The 13,997-nt window shown below is 65.4% G+C and carries 17 protein-coding genes; 10 read left to right on the top strand and 7 right to left on the bottom strand.

What is annotated here, in order from left to right; genetic code table 11:
* Entirely contained in the window at window positions 1–2,205 is a 2,205-nt protein-coding gene (locus IGS74_RS16695; RefSeq protein WP_192387590.1) for a 3-hydroxyacyl-CoA dehydrogenase NAD-binding domain-containing protein, read from the top strand.
* A 21-nt stretch (window positions 2,206–2,226) separates the two neighbouring features.
* On the opposite strand, the gene IGS74_RS16700 is transcribed toward IGS74_RS16695, so the two are convergent.
* The gene (locus IGS74_RS16700; RefSeq protein ID WP_192387592.1) at window positions 2,227–3,309 is read right to left on the bottom strand and encodes a YihY/virulence factor BrkB family protein; all 1,083 of its coding nucleotides are present in this window, start codon (window positions 3,307–3,309) and stop codon (window positions 2,227–2,229) included.
* A 189-nt stretch (window positions 3,310–3,498) separates the two neighbouring features.
* On the opposite strand from IGS74_RS16700, the gene IGS74_RS16705 reads away from it, so the two are divergent.
* Window positions 3,499–4,128 carry a helix-turn-helix transcriptional regulator gene (locus IGS74_RS16705; RefSeq protein ID WP_192387593.1) on the top strand — a complete coding sequence of 210 codons (630 nt, stop codon included), beginning with the start codon at window positions 3,499–3,501 and terminating at the stop codon, window positions 4,126–4,128.
* A gap of 19 nt (window positions 4,129–4,147) precedes the next feature.
* Entirely contained in the window at window positions 4,148–4,813 is a 666-nt protein-coding gene (locus IGS74_RS16710; protein WP_192387595.1) for a thermonuclease family protein, read from the top strand.
* A gap of 16 nt (window positions 4,814–4,829) precedes the next feature.
* Here IGS74_RS16710 and IGS74_RS16715 read toward each other — a convergent pair whose 3' ends face one another.
* From IGS74_RS16715 to IGS74_RS16735, 5 genes are all read right to left on the bottom strand, one after another.
* Window positions 4,830–6,458: a lysine--tRNA ligase gene (locus IGS74_RS16715; RefSeq protein WP_246722621.1), complete on the bottom strand. Its 1,629-nt coding sequence runs from the start codon at window positions 6,456–6,458 to the stop codon at window positions 4,830–4,832.
* Between the two features lie 75 nt (window positions 6,459–6,533).
* On the bottom strand, window positions 6,534–7,376 hold the full coding sequence (locus tag IGS74_RS16720) for a transporter substrate-binding domain-containing protein (protein WP_192387599.1): 843 nt from the start codon (window positions 7,374–7,376) through the stop codon (window positions 6,534–6,536).
* 14 nt (window positions 7,377–7,390) lie between these two features.
* Window positions 7,391–7,657, bottom strand: coding sequence for a DUF2188 domain-containing protein (locus IGS74_RS16725; protein WP_192387601.1), 267 nt, complete (start codon window positions 7,655–7,657; stop codon window positions 7,391–7,393).
* 24 nt (window positions 7,658–7,681) lie between these two features.
* Complete coding sequence (locus tag IGS74_RS16730) at window positions 7,682–8,389, bottom strand: L,D-transpeptidase (RefSeq protein WP_192387603.1); 708 nt, start codon at window positions 8,387–8,389, stop codon at window positions 7,682–7,684.
* Between the two features lie 241 nt (window positions 8,390–8,630).
* Window positions 8,631–8,771 carry a hypothetical protein gene (locus IGS74_RS16735; protein ID WP_192387605.1) on the bottom strand — a complete coding sequence of 47 codons (141 nt, stop codon included), beginning with the start codon at window positions 8,769–8,771 and terminating at the stop codon, window positions 8,631–8,633.
* A gap of 101 nt (window positions 8,772–8,872) precedes the next feature.
* Between IGS74_RS16735 and IGS74_RS16740 the strand changes: the two genes are divergently transcribed.
* The 3 genes from IGS74_RS16740 to IGS74_RS16750 all read left to right on the top strand — a co-directional run bounded on the left by IGS74_RS16740 (window position 8,873) and on the right by IGS74_RS16750 (window position 10,621).
* A complete protein-coding gene (locus IGS74_RS16740) occupies window positions 8,873–9,817 on the top strand; it encodes a DMT family transporter (RefSeq protein ID WP_192387607.1) in 945 nt (314 codons plus the stop codon).
* 199 nt (window positions 9,818–10,016) lie between these two features.
* The gene (locus tag IGS74_RS16745) at window positions 10,017–10,172 is read left to right on the top strand and encodes a hypothetical protein (protein ID WP_192387609.1); all 156 of its coding nucleotides are present in this window, start codon (window positions 10,017–10,019) and stop codon (window positions 10,170–10,172) included.
* 152 nt (window positions 10,173–10,324) lie between these two features.
* On the top strand, window positions 10,325–10,621 hold the full coding sequence (locus IGS74_RS16750; protein WP_156122302.1) for a hypothetical protein: 297 nt from the start codon (window positions 10,325–10,327) through the stop codon (window positions 10,619–10,621).
* Window positions 10,622–10,660: 39 nt separating this feature from the next.
* Here the strand turns inward: IGS74_RS16750 and IGS74_RS16755 are convergent, their stop codons facing one another.
* Window positions 10,661–11,008, bottom strand: coding sequence for an ArsC family reductase (locus IGS74_RS16755; RefSeq protein WP_039192821.1), 348 nt, complete (start codon window positions 11,006–11,008; stop codon window positions 10,661–10,663).
* 45 nt (window positions 11,009–11,053) lie between these two features.
* On the opposite strand from IGS74_RS16755, the gene IGS74_RS16760 reads away from it, so the two are divergent.
* From IGS74_RS16760 to IGS74_RS16775, 4 genes are all read left to right on the top strand, one after another.
* A complete protein-coding gene (locus tag IGS74_RS16760; protein WP_192387611.1) occupies window positions 11,054–11,857 on the top strand; it encodes a DUF72 domain-containing protein in 804 nt (267 codons plus the stop codon).
* 13 nt (window positions 11,858–11,870) lie between these two features.
* Entirely contained in the window at window positions 11,871–12,341 is a 471-nt protein-coding gene (locus IGS74_RS16765; RefSeq protein WP_039191748.1) for a YbaK/EbsC family protein, read from the top strand.
* Between the two features lie 166 nt (window positions 12,342–12,507).
* Window positions 12,508–12,789: an acyl carrier protein gene (locus tag IGS74_RS16770; RefSeq protein ID WP_039191744.1), complete on the top strand. Its 282-nt coding sequence runs from the start codon at window positions 12,508–12,510 to the stop codon at window positions 12,787–12,789.
* Between the two features lie 14 nt (window positions 12,790–12,803).
* Window positions 12,804–13,994: a beta-ketoacyl-ACP synthase gene (locus IGS74_RS16775; protein WP_192387613.1), complete on the top strand. Its 1,191-nt coding sequence runs from the start codon at window positions 12,804–12,806 to the stop codon at window positions 13,992–13,994.
* The last annotated feature ends 3 nt before the right edge of the window (window positions 13,995–13,997 follow it).

Genomic DNA, 13,997 nt, shown 5'->3' on the forward strand with positions numbered 1-13,997 from the left:
ATGGACTTCAACAATTTCACCCTCGCCGTCGATGGCGACGGCATCGCGCTCCTGACCTGGGATATGCCGGACCGTTCGATGAACGTCTTCACCGAGGAGGTGATGGACGAGATCGAGGCGGCACTGGACGGCCTCGTCGCAGACGAGGCGGTCAAGGGCATCGTCTTCGCCTCGGGCAAGGCGGGCAGCTTCACCGGCGGGGCCGATCTCAAGATGCTCGGCCGCATGCTGGGCGACTATCGCAAGCTGGAGGCAATCGATCCGCACGCGGCGATGTCCCAGTTGTTCGAGCGCTGCGGACGCATGGGCGCGCTCTGGCGCCGCATCGAAACGTGCGGCAAGCCGGTCGTCACCGCCATCGACGGCACCTGCATGGGCGGCGGCTTCGAACTGGCCCTCGCCTGCCACGGCCGCGTCGCCACCCCGCGCGCCAAGATGGGGCTGCCGGAAGTCAAGGTCGGCATCTTTCCGGGCGCCGGCGGTACGCAGCGCATCGCCCGCATGCTGGACACGCAGGCGGCGCTTCAGTTTCTGCTGAAGGGCGAGGCCATCGGCGCCGACAAGGCCCTGGCCATGAAGCTCATCGACAAGGTCGCCGCGCCGGAAGAGCTTGTGGAAACCGCCAGGGCGATGCTCAAGGCCGGCATCCCCGCCGTGAAGCCCTGGGACCAGAAGGGCTACAAGCTGCCGTCCGGCCCCGTCTATTCCGCTGCCGGCGCGCAGCTCTGGCCGGCGGTCTCCTCGCTCTACCGCAAGGAAACGCAGGATAATTATCCGGGTGCGCGCGCCATCGTGAAATGCGTCTACGAGGGCCTTCTCCTGCCGATCGACCTCGGCCTCAAGGTCGAGCAACGCTATTTCGCCTCCGTGCTGCGCTCCACCGAAGCGGGCATGATGATCCGCTCGCTGTTCGTCTCCATGCAGGAGCTCGGCAAGGGAGCGCGCCGCCCGCAGGGCATGGCGAACCGCCAGCCGAAGCGTATCGCCGTTATCGGCGCCGGCTTCATGGGCGCCGGGATCGCCTATGTTTCGGCCATGGCCGGTATCGAGGTGCTGCTGGTCGACCGTGACATCGCGGCTGCCGAAAAGGGCAAGGCGCATTCGGCCTCCCTGATGGCCGACCGCGTCAAGAAGGGTCGCGCCAGGGAGGCCGACGCCGACGCGCTCCTGTCCCGCATCACCCCCGCGGACGGCTATGACGGACTTGCGGACGTGGACCTCGTGGTCGAAGCCGTGTTCGAGGACCGCAAGGTGAAGGCCGAAGTCATCGCGGCGGCCGCCGCCGCCATGAAGCCGGGCGCGATCTTCGCGTCCAACACCTCGACCCTGCCCATCACCGGGCTTGCGGAAAGCTTCCCGGACGCGACCCGCTTCGTCGGCATCCATTTCTTCTCGCCGGTCGACAAGATGATGCTGGTGGAAGTCATCCTCGGTGAAAAGACGGGCGACGAGGCCTTGGCCACGGCACTGGATTTCGTCCGCGCCATCCGCAAGACGCCGATCGTCGTCAACGACACGCGAGGCTTCTTCGCCAATCGCTGCGTGCTGCGCTACATGTCGGAAGCCTACGACATGGTGGTCGAAGGCGTACCCCCTGCCATGATCGAGAATGCCGCCCGCATGGCCGGCATGCCGGTGGGCCCGCTGGCGCTGAACGACGAGGTCGCCATCGACCTGTCCCGCAGGATCATGCAGGCCACGATGGCAGACCTGGGCGAAGCGGCGGTGGACAAGCGCCATTTCGACCTCGTCAACCGCCTCGTGGAAGCAGGCCGCCTCGGCCGCAAGGCCGGCAAGGGCTTCTACGACTACCCGGCAAAGCCTGCCAGGAAGCATCTATGGCCGGGTCTCAAGGAGCTCTACCCACAGCAGAACGCCGAAGATGTCGATGTGAAGGAATTGCAGCAGCGCTTTCTTGTCACCATGGCGCTCGAGGCTGCACGGACCATGGCCGAAGGCGTCGTCACCGACCCGCGCGAGGCCGATGTGGGGTCTATCCTCGGCTTCGGCTACGCACCCTACACCGGCGGGGCCCTGTCCTATATCGACGGCATGGGCGTCAAGGCGTTCGTTGCGCTGTGCGAGGCGTTGGAGAAGCGGCACGGGGAGCGGTTCGCGCCCATCCCTCTCCTGCACGAGATGGCATCCGCCGGCCAGAGGTTCTACGGCCGGTTCCGCCCTGCCCGCCAGGCCGAAGCGGCCTGACGGCGACGGCGCGCGGCGGGGTCAGCCCTTTTCCTGGCCCCGCTTGCGCCACCAGCCGAACAGGCCCGGCTTCTCGGTAGGCGGCGGCTTGTCCCCTCCGGCACGCGCACCGATCGTATCGGCAACGCGGGCGCCGCGCATCCCCAGGGGCGTGTCGCCGCGAACCGTGGTGTCCACGGCCGTCTGATGCTCCATCTCGGCGTTGATCTCGGCACCGAGGATGAAGATCACCGAGGAAATCCATACCCACATCATGAAGCCGATGACCGCCCCTAAAGAGCCGTACATCGCATTGTAATTGGCGAAATTGCGCAGGTACCAGGAAAAGCCCACCGTCGCGATCAACCAGACGGTCGCCGTCAGCGTCGCGCCGAAGATCACCCATGTCCAGCGCGCTCGCGCCCGGCTCGGCCCGTAGCGGTAGATCATCCCGATGGACGCGACCACGAGCGCGAACAGGATCGGCCATCGTCCGATGAAGACGAGATCGTCCGTGAAATTGGAAGCGCCGATGACGCCCATGATCGCCGGGATCAACCCGATGGCCGTGAACATCACCGAGATGATGAAGATGGCCCCCATCGTGAAGCACAGGGCGACGATATTCAGCTTCAGGAAGCTGCGCTCCTCCTGCTCGCCATAAGCAACGTTCATCGCTTCGAACAGTGTCTTGATGCCGTTGTTCGCGCTCCACAGGGCGAAGAGAAGACTGGTCACGAACCCGACCGACAGGGACGACCTGTCCTGATTGACGAGATATTCAAGCTGCGCATTGACGAGTTCCAGCCCGGCCTGCGGCAGGAAGCGGCCAAGGAACTCGATATGCCCGGCGATGGTCGCGGGATCCGCCATCATGCCGTAGAAAAATACGAACACGGCCAGCGCGGGAAACAGCGCAAGCAACAGGTAGAAGGTGGCGCCGGCGGCGATCAGCATGATCCGGTCTTCGAAGAAGGACACGTAGAGCCGCGCCAGAATATCCTTCCAGCCTTTCCAGGGGATATGCCATGGACCCTTGGCCGCACGCCCTCTGCCGGGCTCGCTTGCGCGCAGCTTGGTCTCTTCGCTCGTATGTGGTGCGAAACGCAGACTCTTCACCACCATGGATGCCCCCTTGCCGCCGGTCCGTCTTCGAGCTCGAACGCCGCATAATCGTCTCGATTGCCATGGGCAGCAACGTCAATGCCAGATTTGAGTCAATGTTCCGCAAAGCGGGGAATTGAATCTCATGGTTGCACAATAATATTGCTTGAGTAGTGGTAATTGAATTGCCGGGTTTGCGACGAGAGACCGATGCTATCGAACGACGAATGGTGGGCGGCCATAGACCGTCTGGCCGAGACGCGCGGTCTCACTCCATCCGCGCTGGCGCGGCAGGCTGGGCTGGACGCGACCTCCTTCAACAAATCCAAACGCCGGTCGATCGACGGGCGGCCGCGCTGGCCCTCGACCGAGTCCGTCGCCAAGGTGCTGTCGGCCACCGGAACGAGCATGGAAGATTTCCTGGGCATAACGCGCCCGCTCTCCATAAAGGTATCGTTGCCGCTGGCCACCGGCGCACACCTTACCGATGCAAGGCAGTTCGGCTCGGACGGGCCGGTGACCGGGCCGGGTTCGGTATCGCTCGACATCAAGATCGACGCGTCTTCCTTCGGCACCTATGCGCTGGAGGTCGGCAACGAGCGGCAGTTCGCGCCCCGCTATGCCGAGGGCGACATACTGCTGCTGACGCCCGACACGTCCGCGCGGCCCGGCGAGCGTGTCCTCGCGGTGCTGTACAGCGATGATTTCATCGTCGGCACGGTCAGGCGCAACGCTCCGGGCCGTGTCGAGATCGCGCCGCTGGACCCGGCGCTGCCGGTCGTTCGCTTCGCACGCAAGGCCATTCGCCATATGGCCAGGATCGACTGGGCAAGCCAGTAGACGTTCGAGGATGCCGCGTATGCGTTCGATAAGTCAGGCAATCAAGATCGCCGCGTCGCTCCTGCTGATGTGCCTGATAGTGCTGCTGATCCTGCCCGATGTCTCCGGCTTCCCGAAATGGCCGGATCGCCCAAGCCGCGCAGAGCGGCTCGCCGAGCGGCAGAGACAGGCCACACCGCCTCCGCCCCCGGCCGCAAGCCGCGGGGAGCCGCTGCCGCAAACCACCGGCATGCCCCCGCAGCCCGAAACGGAGCCGGAGCCGCAGGCCCCGCCCGAGCCGCAGCCGGCCCCCTCCCCGGCGGCGGCCGATCCGGAGCGCATCTTCCATCGCGCGGTGGCGGTGACGGCGACGGACTTCGAGGCCGATGGCCTGCGGATTTCGCTTGCCGGGGTCGAAAGCCTGCCCTTCGAGGAAACATGCAGCCTCGGCACGGTGTCCGCACCGTGCGGCGCACAGGCGCGCACCGCGCTGCGCGGCTGGCTGCGTGGCCGCAGCCTGTCCTGCAACGTACCGGCGGATGCGCGTGAGGGCGGCGTCGAAGCCGCCTGCCACGTCGGCGGCGAGGATGTGGCCCGCTGGCTGGTGATGCAGGGTTGGGCGCGCCCGGTCCCCGGAGGCGCTTATGAAAACGCGGCACAGGCGGCGCGCCGCGACGAGCGCGGCCTCTGGCGCTACGAAGAGTAGCCGTCAGCCTCAGGACCTATCGCAAGGTTCCGTCCAGCGCCGCGCGAATGAGCGCGCGTGTTTCGTCGATGCCATACAACGCCGCAAACGAGCCGAACCGTGGGCCGCGCTCCTGCCCAAGCAGGATCTGGTACAGCGCCTGGAACCATTCCACGGACACGCCGGGGCCGCCATCCGGCCCCTTCTTCGACGCATCCTGGTAACGCTGGATGGGCCGGGCGACATCCAGGACGGCATCCTGGATGGCCGCCCCATCGGCGTCGGCCGGCAGCGCGGCCAGCTTTGCGTCCAGCGTTTCCAACGCCTGCCGCTCGATGTCGTCGGGCGCGCGGAATACCTTGGCCGGCCTGACGAAATCCTCGAAATAGGCGAGCGCATAGCCGACGAGTTCGTCCAGCTCGGGCGCGCTCTGCGGCGTCACGCCCGGCGCATAGCGCGAGATGAAACCCCACAGGGTCTGCTTGTCGCCGGCGTTCGAGGCCGAGACGAGGTTCAACAGCATGGCGAAGGGAACGTCCACGCCCTTCTGCGGCACCGAACCGGAATGGACATGCCAGACCGGGTTCTGCAGCTTCTGGCGTGCATCCTGCCGCCAGTAGGCATCGACAAAGGCGTAGTAATCATCGACGGCCTTCGGGATGACGTCGAAATACAGCTTCTTGGCCGCCTTCGGCTTGTTGAACATGTAGAAGGACAGGCTCTTCGGCGAGGCATAGGTGAGCCATTCGTCGATGGTCAATCCGTTGCCCTTCGACTTGGAAATCTTGCCGCCCTTGTCGTCGAGGAAAAGTTCGTAGTTGAACCCTTCCGGCGGCGTCTGCCCCAGCGCGCGGCAGATCCGCGACGACAGGGTAACGCTGTCGATCAGGTCCTTGCCGGCCATCTCGTAATCCACCTTCAGCGCCGCCCAGCGCAGGGCCCAATCGGCCTTCCACTGGCACTTCACGGCGCCGCCGGTAACGGTGGTCTCGACGCGTTCGCCGGTGTCCGGGTCGAGATAGGCGATCATGCCGCGCTCGACGTCGCGATCGACCATCGGCACCTGCAGAACGTTGCCGCTGCGCGGGCTGATGGGCAGGAAAGGCGAATAGGTGGCACGCCGGTCGGGCCCGAGCGTCGGGAGGATGATGTCCATGACCTCGTCATAGACCGCCAGCATCCTGAGCAGCATCGCGTCGAACCGCCCGGACGTATAGTAGTCCGTTGCGGAAGCGAACTCGTAATCGAAGCCGAACCGGTCCAGGAACTGCCGCAGGCGTGCATTGTTGGCCGCGCCGAACGACGGGTACGCATCGGAAAACGGGTCGGGCACGCGGCTGAGCGGCTTGCCGATGAATGTCGCCATGCGCTCGCGGTTCGGGACGTTGTCCGGAACCTTGCGCAGGCCGTCGAGATCGTCCGAGAAGCAGATCAGCCGCGTCCTGACCTTGTCCTGCGTCAGGACACGGAATGCATGGCGCACCATCGTGGTCCGGGCGACTTCGCCGAAGGTTCCGATATGCGGCAGGCCCGACGGTCCGTAGCCGGTCTCGAACAGGATTTCGGACTTCGCGTCCGGCCCCTCGACCTTGGGCAACAGCTTGCGGGCTTCTTCGAAAGGCCAGGCGTTCGACCTCAGGGCCTCGTTCAGAAGTTCCGTATCCATGCCTTCACTCGCCATGCTTGCCGTTGCGTTCGAGGCATCGTCTAAAGCATTTCGGGCGCAAGGCAAATCCAACGATCAGAAGGCGCTGATCGGGAAATAGCGAAGCATCAGCTCCGAGAACCGCCCGCTGGCCACGACCCGCCGCAACGCCTCGTCGAAGCGCGCCGCAAGCTCTTCATCGTCCGGTGCAAGCGCGAAGGCGAGCCCTTCGCCCAGATACCGGTCCGACAGATAGGGGCCGCCGATAAATCGGCAGCAATCGGCCGCTGCCTCGCTGGCCAGCCAGAAGGACAGGCCGATGCCATCGCCGAAATAGACGGCCGCATCGCCCCGCCGCATGGCCGACAGGCCCTGGGCCGCGTTCTGCACGGGCACGGCAATGGCCGCCGGAAAAAACGCCGCCAGCATCGCCGCGTGCGCCGTGCCGGAGACGACCGCCACCCTTTGTCCGTCCAGCGAAGCGGGAAGATCGTCCCCGAGCGTCGAACCGGACGGCGCTGCAAATCGCGCCGGAAAATGCAGATAGGTTCGGGTAAAGGCCAGCCGCGCGCGCGATGCGGCGTCGATCGCGACACCGGCGATGATCGCCTCCCCTTCCCCGGCCAGCAGCGCCGGCTCGAGTTCGTCGAAGGGCCGCGCCTCGATCTGGCAGCTATCCGTGACGGACATGTCCTCGCAGACGGCGCGCGCCAGATCGACGTTGAAGCCGGTCAGCAGCCCGCGCGAATCCAGGAAGCTGAAGGGCGGGAAATCCACGCTCGTCAGAAACCGGATGCGGGCGGGCAAAGCAGCCGTCTGCGCCGCCGCGCCCCGCTGCGCCTGGTCGATGAAATTGGGCGTCGCGACCTGCGCGCCCGAACCGCCCGACAGGATCAGAAGAACCGCGATGCTGAGCAGAAATGCCGGAACGCGGCGCATCGAGCCTCTCCCGGTCAGCGCCCGGTGCCTTCGGCCACATCCTCGTCCTCGACATCGGCCTGCGGACGATCGTCCCCGCGCGAAACTTCGCTGTGCCACTTGCCGTCGGCCGTCTGGAACACGATGCCTTCGGTCTCGCCGCTCAACGCCTGCCGTGCGGCGGCGTCTTTTGCCGCGGCCAGCGCGTCGTCATGCGTCGCGAATGTTTCCGAGAAGACGTCGTTGACCTTGTAGGCCCATCCGCCGTCATGCTCGACGATCCTGTAGTGTATCTGAGCCACCGTACCCTCCTTGATGAACCGTGGCTAAACCTCGGCCGGCGTTGCCGGGTTCCCTGACCGGTCCGCCGAACCCGGCTGCAACACGACGACCCGTGCGCCGGTCGGAACGCGTCCATAGAGATCGATGATATCCTGATTGAACAGGCGGATACAGCCACTCGATACCGAGCGCCCGATGCTCCAGGCCTCGTTGGTTCCGTGGATCCGGTACAGCGTATCGACGCCACCCCGGTACAGATAGAGGGCCCGGGCCCCGAGCGGATTGGCCGGCCCGCCCGGTACGCCGTCCGCAAAGGGGCCGTTGCGCTCCGGGTCCAGGCGGATCATGTTCGGCGTCGGTGTCCAACGGGGCCATTGCGCCTTGCGCTGGATGACGGCATCCCCTTTGAACCCGAAGCCGGCACGGCCCACGCCGCAACCGTAGCGCACGCATTCGCCGTCTTCGAGCACCAGGTAGACAAAGCGCCGTTCCGGGTCCACGACCACGGTGCCGGGCGTTTCCGGCCCATAATACCGCACCACGCGGCGCCAGTACTGCGGGTCCACACCGGTCAGGTCAATCGCGGGAAGCGCGAATTCTCCGTCCTGCATCGCGGCGTACATCGACAGATATTGCTGCGGGATCGCCGGACGCGCCGGCTGGACCGGGCTGCTGGTCTGGGCGGTCGCGCATCCGGCAAGGAAAAGCGGCGCGGCAACCATGAAGCCGCGACGGCTGAGGTTATGAGACATTCTGAACCTTGATCTATCTGACTGACTGCAATCTGGAGTTTTCTCGCTTGCAGGACAACGCGCCGCTTTGAGGGCGCCATGCAGGTTCGCAACACCCTGTTGCGGCAATGCAACTGCCTGTCACACTCACCGTCGCACCGCAGGGACGGCTGCCGTTGCCTTCCAACCTGCGGCGCGGCAAGGACCTGCCGGTGCGGGGCGGCTGCCGAAGGCGCGGCCCATCCGTCAACCGAAGGGGCGATCACACCTGTGTCAGAAAATGCCAGAGATAATAGCCCAGTGCGGAAATCATGAAAACGCAGGCGGCGCAAAAGAGCGCGATACCCGCATACCCTGCGCGTTTCGCCTGGCGTTCACGTCGCGATACCGGTGCGTTCGCCATCGTGTCCCTTTCCTGAAGTCGGCAGGGAAATAGGGCCTGCACACCGATGCGGAAGGTGGTACGCCAGAGGCATCGGGTCGGAGGGCCGTTTCGGAAACACCATGTCTAGCAAGTCTTCTATGGCACCGGCCACCAATTCTCTGGCGGGCATCGGGCTGATGCTGTTCGGCGTCTTCATGTTCGCATCGAACGACGCGCTCGGAAAATTCCTGATCGCCACCTTCTCCATCGGGCAGATCCTGTTGATTCGCAGCGCAGCGGCGCTCGTCATGCTGACGCCCTTCATCTGGCGCGAGCGCAACACGATCCTGACACCCGAGCGCCGGGGCATCCACGTGTTGCGCATGGCATGCTCGACCGCCGAAGTCGCCCTGTTCTATGCCGCCCTGTTCTATCTGCCGCTTGCCGATGTCATGACATTCTACCTGGCAGGACCGATCTACGTGACGGCGCTGTCGGCCCTCATCCTGCGCGAGCCGGTGGGGTGGCGGCGCTGGTCCGCCGTTCTCGTCGGATTCCTGGGCGTCGTCATAGCCCTCGGGCCCAGCTTCCAGGAGGCATCCACCGGGGCGCTGCTGGCGATTGCCGGCAGCCTCGCCTACGCACTGCTGATCATCTCCACCCGCTCGCTGTCCGGTGCCAGCGGCACGACGCTGATCAGCTGGCAGACCGCCGGTGCCCTCCTCTTCGGGTTGGTGGTCGCCCCGTTCGACTGGGCGCCGGTCGACCTGTCCGGCTTCGCGCTGCTCGTCCTGCTCGGCCTGATTGCGATGCTGGCGCATGTCTGCGTCAACCAATCCCTGCGGCTGGCCGAGGCATCGGTGGTCGTGCCGTATCAGTATACGTTGATCGTGTGGGCCATCGTGTATGGCACGCTGTTCTTCGGTGACGAGCCGAAGCCGGCCCTCCTGGCCGGCGCGGTCCTCATCATCGGGTCCGGCATGTTCATCTTCCTGCGGGAGCAGAAGAAGGGGCGCGCACCGACGGCCACGATCGTCCCCGAAGTTGCCACCGTCATCGAAGACAAGCAGCCGCCACGGCCATGATTGGGCCGCGAAAACGGCACAATCTGCAATTGAGGATAAATAGCCTATCGCCCGCTCGAAACCCTTGATCGGTAAGCGTTCCGCATTCGTTCATGTGAGTCGGAATTGCAACGCGCGTTAACCATTTGTGGCGAGGCTATGGCAAAATTATCCACAGACTCTACCCTTGTTTTCAACATGCGAATCGGGGGATTTCCACATGCCGCTCACCGTCATCCTTGCCGATTATCTCTCGGGGGTCATCTCGGCACGCGAAGCGCTCAAACGTTCCAAGATGCAGGCGATCGAGGATCTGATCCGGGCCGTCCAGGCTGAGCCGCCCCGGCGTGCGTTGGAACAGCAGCCCAATGTGTGAATCGGGCGAAATCGGGCGCGGTCGCCCTGCCCTTCACAAAATCGTCAAGCAATGACCATCTGAGCTGCGTGTTGTCGCCACACCCGGTGACGAGGTTCCGCTCGCCGCATCGCACGGTGCCGGCAAACAGGAACCGAACACGGAGTAAGCCAGTGAAGCCTTGGATACTGGTGGGCGCCCTTGCCGCCCTGGCAGCAGGACCCGCACTCGCCCAGGACGCCACGGCGCCGCAGGCGTCATCCCCAACCTGCGCGGAAGCCCTCCCGCAAATCAACCAGCTCGTTGGCCAGGCCGAATCGAGTGGACTGGAGACCGCACAAGCCAAGACGCATGTCGGCGAGGCCGAGGCCGCAAAGGCGCGCTCCGACGAGAATGGCTGCATCCAGGCCCTGGTGCTGGCGCAGAACACCATCCTGGATCAGGTCCGCGATCAGCAGCCCCCGTCCTGATGGCCACACTTCGGGCGCCCTTTCCGGGCGCCCGGACCTTTAGGCGAACACCCGCTCGTATTCCGCCGGCCTGAAGCCGGCCAGAAGCGCGCCGTCGGCCTCCAGTATCGGTCGCTTGATCATCGACGGCTGCTCGAGCATCAAAGCCCGCGCCTTTTCCGCATCCAGCCCGGACTTTGCCTCGTCCGGCAGTTTGCGGAACGTCGTGCCGGCGCGGTTCAACACCACCTCCCAGCCGAGCGCGTCGATCCAGCCCTGCAGGCGGGCAGGCTCCACCCCCTCGGACCGGTAGTCGTGGAAGACATAGGAGACACCCTGCGCGTCAAGCCAGGCACGTGCCTTCTTCATGGTGTCGCAATTCTTGATTCCGTAGATGGATACAGTCACTGTGCGCTCCAAACGAGAACAGCGTTCGGTGAAAAGGCAAAGTCCATGTCAGTCAACCCCTCGATCCGGGTCGGTGTCGGCGGCTGGACCTTCGAGCCCTGGCGCGGCAGCTTCTACGACAAGGGCCTTGCCCACTCCCGCGAGCTTGCTTTCGCAAGCAGCAGGCTGACGACGATCGAGGTCAACGGAACATTCTACCGGTCCCAGAGCCCGGAGACGTTCCGCAAGTGGCGGGACGAAACGCCGGACGGATTCGTCTTCGCGCTCAAGGCGCCACGCTATGCCACCAACCGGCGCAACCTGGCGGAAGCCGGCGAATCGATCAGCCGGTTCACCGAAGGTGGCCTTGCGGAGCTGGGCGACAGGCTTGGCCCGATCAACTGGCAGTTCGCCGGCACCAAGCGCTTCGATCCCGAAGAGTTCGAATCGTTCCTGCGCCTGCTTCCCGAGGCCGCCGGCGGCCTTCCGCTTCGCCACGCGGTGGAAGTGCGTCATGAAAGCTTCCGCGACGAGCGCTTCGTCGATCTGTGCACGGCGCGCGGCGTGGCCATCGTCACCGCGGCGGACAGCCAATACCCGCTCATCGGCGACCAGACCGCCGGCTTCTCCTACCTGCGCATCATGGGTACGGTGGCAGACGAGCCGTTGGGCTACCCGGACGATCGCCTTGCCGGCTGGGCGGAGGCGGCGCGCGCATTGTCCCGCGGCGAAGTCCCGGCCGAGCTGGCGCCCGTACGCCCGGCAGGCACGGCGGCCGCCCGCGACGTGTTCCTCTATGTCATCAGCGGCGCCAAGGAAAAGAACCCGCAAGCCGCCATGGCACTGATCGACCGCCTGGGCCGTCCCTGAAAGAGCCATCCCGATGAGCCTTCAATCCGTACGCGCCTTCCTGAAGGAGCGCGCCCCCGAGATCGACGTCCTGGAGCTGGAGGTGAGCACGGCTACGGTGGCCGAGGCCGCGGCCGGCCACGGCGTCCAGCCCGGACAGATCGCCAAGACGCTGTCCCTGCGCGTGGGCGACAGGGTCGTCCTCGTCGTCGCGGCGGGCGATGCGCGGCTCGACAACCGCAAGATCAAGACACTTCTGGGCGGCAAGCCCCGCATGCTGGACGCCGCAGAGGTGGAGGCCGTGACGGGACATCCCGTCGGCGGGGTCTGTCCCTTCGGCCTGCCCGCTCCGCTGCCGGTCTATTGCGACCAGTCGTTGCGGGCATGGGACGTCGTGGTGCCTGCGGCCGGTTCGCGCAACAGCGCGGTGCGCATTGCGCCCGAACGGCTTGCCGAGATCGTCGATGGCCTTTGGGTGGATGTCTGCCAGTCCGTCGCGCCCTGAATACCGGCGGTTTCATTCTTTGCAAAATGGCAGGCAAGACCTTATAGCTTGCGCGCAAAGCCGCGCGGCATTAGGTGCTGCACGACACCATTCGTGGCCCGAAACGTCATAAAATCGCTGCCGTCCTTGCGCATCGATCGGGCAGCCAGCATCAGGAGATGGAACCTTGTCCAATACGTTCGACCGGGTCGCCGACATCATCGCCGAAACCAGCGAGATCGACCGTTCCAAGATCACGCCCGAAAGCCATACGATCGACGATCTGGGCATCGACTCGCTCGATTTCCTCGACGTCGTCTTCGCGATCGACAAGGAATTCGGCATCAAGATCCCACTGGAAAAGTGGACGCAGGAGGTCAATGACGGCCAGGTCGACACGGAAGAGTATTTCGTGATGAAGAACCTCTGCGCCAAGATCGACGAACTGCGCGCCGCCAAGGCAGCCTGAGGCGCAAGCCCGTCATGGCCAAGCAATCCGTCGTCGTCACCGGCATCGGGCTGGTATCCTCGCTGGGCGAGGGCGTGGAGACTCATCTGCGCCAGCTTGCCGGCGCCAGCGCGCCCCAGCCCATCATCGAGGCCGGCGCCTATGCGCCGGCGCTCGTCCATCCGCTTCCTCCGATCGACTGGTCGACGCAGATCGAGCGCAAGGGCGATCTGCGCCAGATGGAGACCTGGCAGAAGCTCGGCACCTATACTGCCGGGCTGGCGCTGGACGACGCCGCCATCCCGGAGGACGAAGCCTTCCGCTCCACGATCGACATGATCGTCGCGGCCGGCGGCGGCGAGCGGGACGAGACCGTTGATGCGCTTGTGATGGCGCGCTCGCGCGGGGCGGAAGACCCGCGCGCGGATATCAACGAACTGCTGATGACCGAGCTTCGGCCCACCTTGTTCCTGGCGCAATTGTCCAACCTCATGGCGGGCAACATCTCGATCGTCCACAAGGTGACGGGCTCGTCGCGCACCTTCATGGGCGAGGAAAGCGCCGGCATATCGGCCTTTCATGTGGCCGCCTCCCGCATCGCGGCAGGCCAGAGCCGCATCTGCCTCGTCGGCGGGGCGTTTTCGGCGCAGCGCAAGGATATCCTCGTCAATTACGAATTGGGGGATTACCTGCTGCATGCGCCCTGGCAGCCGGTGTTCTCGCGCAGTGGCAAGGGCGGCTTCACGCCGGGGGCCATGGGCGCCTTCCTGGTTCTGGAATCGGCCGAGTCGGCGGCAGAGCGCAACGTGCCGGCCTATGCGAAGCTTGGCTTCGTGGGGGGTGATCGCGGCCCGCGGGACGAAGAGGCGCTTGCCGCCCGTCTGTCCCGCATGTTCGCCGACAGCGGCGCCGACGCGCGCGATCTGATGGTCCTGTCCGGGGCGACGGGGCTGCAGCCCATCACGGATGTCGAGCGCCGCGCGATCGCCGCCCGCTATCCCGACGCGGCGCTGCGCGCCTACGGCAATGCCATGGGCCACGGCATGGAAGCGCAATTCGGCATGGGGCTGGCGCTGGCCGCGGCGGCCGTGTCGCGCGGGGCGATGCCCGCGCCGGCCGATGGCGGTGAAGAGCGGCCGGCAGACTTTACGCCGCGACAGGCCCTGGTAACGACCATAGGGCATGTCCGCGGCGAAGGTGTCGGCCTTCTCGAGGCGATAGGTTAAGCC

Origin of the sequence: Aureimonas sp. OT7, from assembly GCF_014844055.1 — a bacterium.
Taxonomy (GTDB): Bacteria; Pseudomonadota; Alphaproteobacteria; order Rhizobiales; family Rhizobiaceae; genus Aureimonas; species Aureimonas altamirensis_A.

Bases quoted from the DNA above. Each gene is read 5' to 3' on its own strand.
- IGS74_RS16705 (WP_192387593.1), top strand. From the start codon at position 3,499: ATGCTATCGAACGACGAATGGTGGGCGGCCATAGACCGTCTGGCCGAG.
- IGS74_RS16775 (WP_192387613.1), top strand. From the start codon at position 12,804: ATGGCCAAGCAATCCGTCGTCGTCACCGGCATCGGGCTGGTATCCTCG.
- IGS74_RS16765 (WP_039191748.1), top strand. From the start codon at position 11,871: ATGAGCCTTCAATCCGTACGCGCCTTCCTGAAGGAGCGCGCCCCCGAG.
- IGS74_RS16695 (WP_192387590.1), top strand. From the start codon at position 1: ATGGACTTCAACAATTTCACCCTCGCCGTCGATGGCGACGGCATCGCG.
- IGS74_RS16760 (WP_192387611.1), top strand. From the start codon at position 11,054: ATGTCAGTCAACCCCTCGATCCGGGTCGGTGTCGGCGGCTGGACCTTC.
- IGS74_RS16715 (WP_246722621.1), bottom strand. From the start codon at position 6,458: ATGGATACGGAACTTCTGAACGAGGCCCTGAGGTCGAACGCCTGGCCT.
- IGS74_RS16740 (WP_192387607.1), top strand. From the start codon at position 8,873: ATGTCTAGCAAGTCTTCTATGGCACCGGCCACCAATTCTCTGGCGGGC.
- IGS74_RS16730 (WP_192387603.1), bottom strand. From the start codon at position 8,389: ATGTCTCATAACCTCAGCCGTCGCGGCTTCATGGTTGCCGCGCCGCTT.
- IGS74_RS16710 (WP_192387595.1), top strand. From the start codon at position 4,148: ATGCGTTCGATAAGTCAGGCAATCAAGATCGCCGCGTCGCTCCTGCTG.
- IGS74_RS16735 (WP_192387605.1), bottom strand. From the start codon at position 8,771: ATGGCGAACGCACCGGTATCGCGACGTGAACGCCAGGCGAAACGCGCA.
- IGS74_RS16720 (WP_192387599.1), bottom strand. From the start codon at position 7,376: ATGCGCCGCGTTCCGGCATTTCTGCTCAGCATCGCGGTTCTTCTGATC.
- IGS74_RS16700 (WP_192387592.1), bottom strand. From the start codon at position 3,309: ATGGTGGTGAAGAGTCTGCGTTTCGCACCACATACGAGCGAAGAGACC.
- IGS74_RS16745 (WP_192387609.1), top strand. From the start codon at position 10,017: ATGCCGCTCACCGTCATCCTTGCCGATTATCTCTCGGGGGTCATCTCG.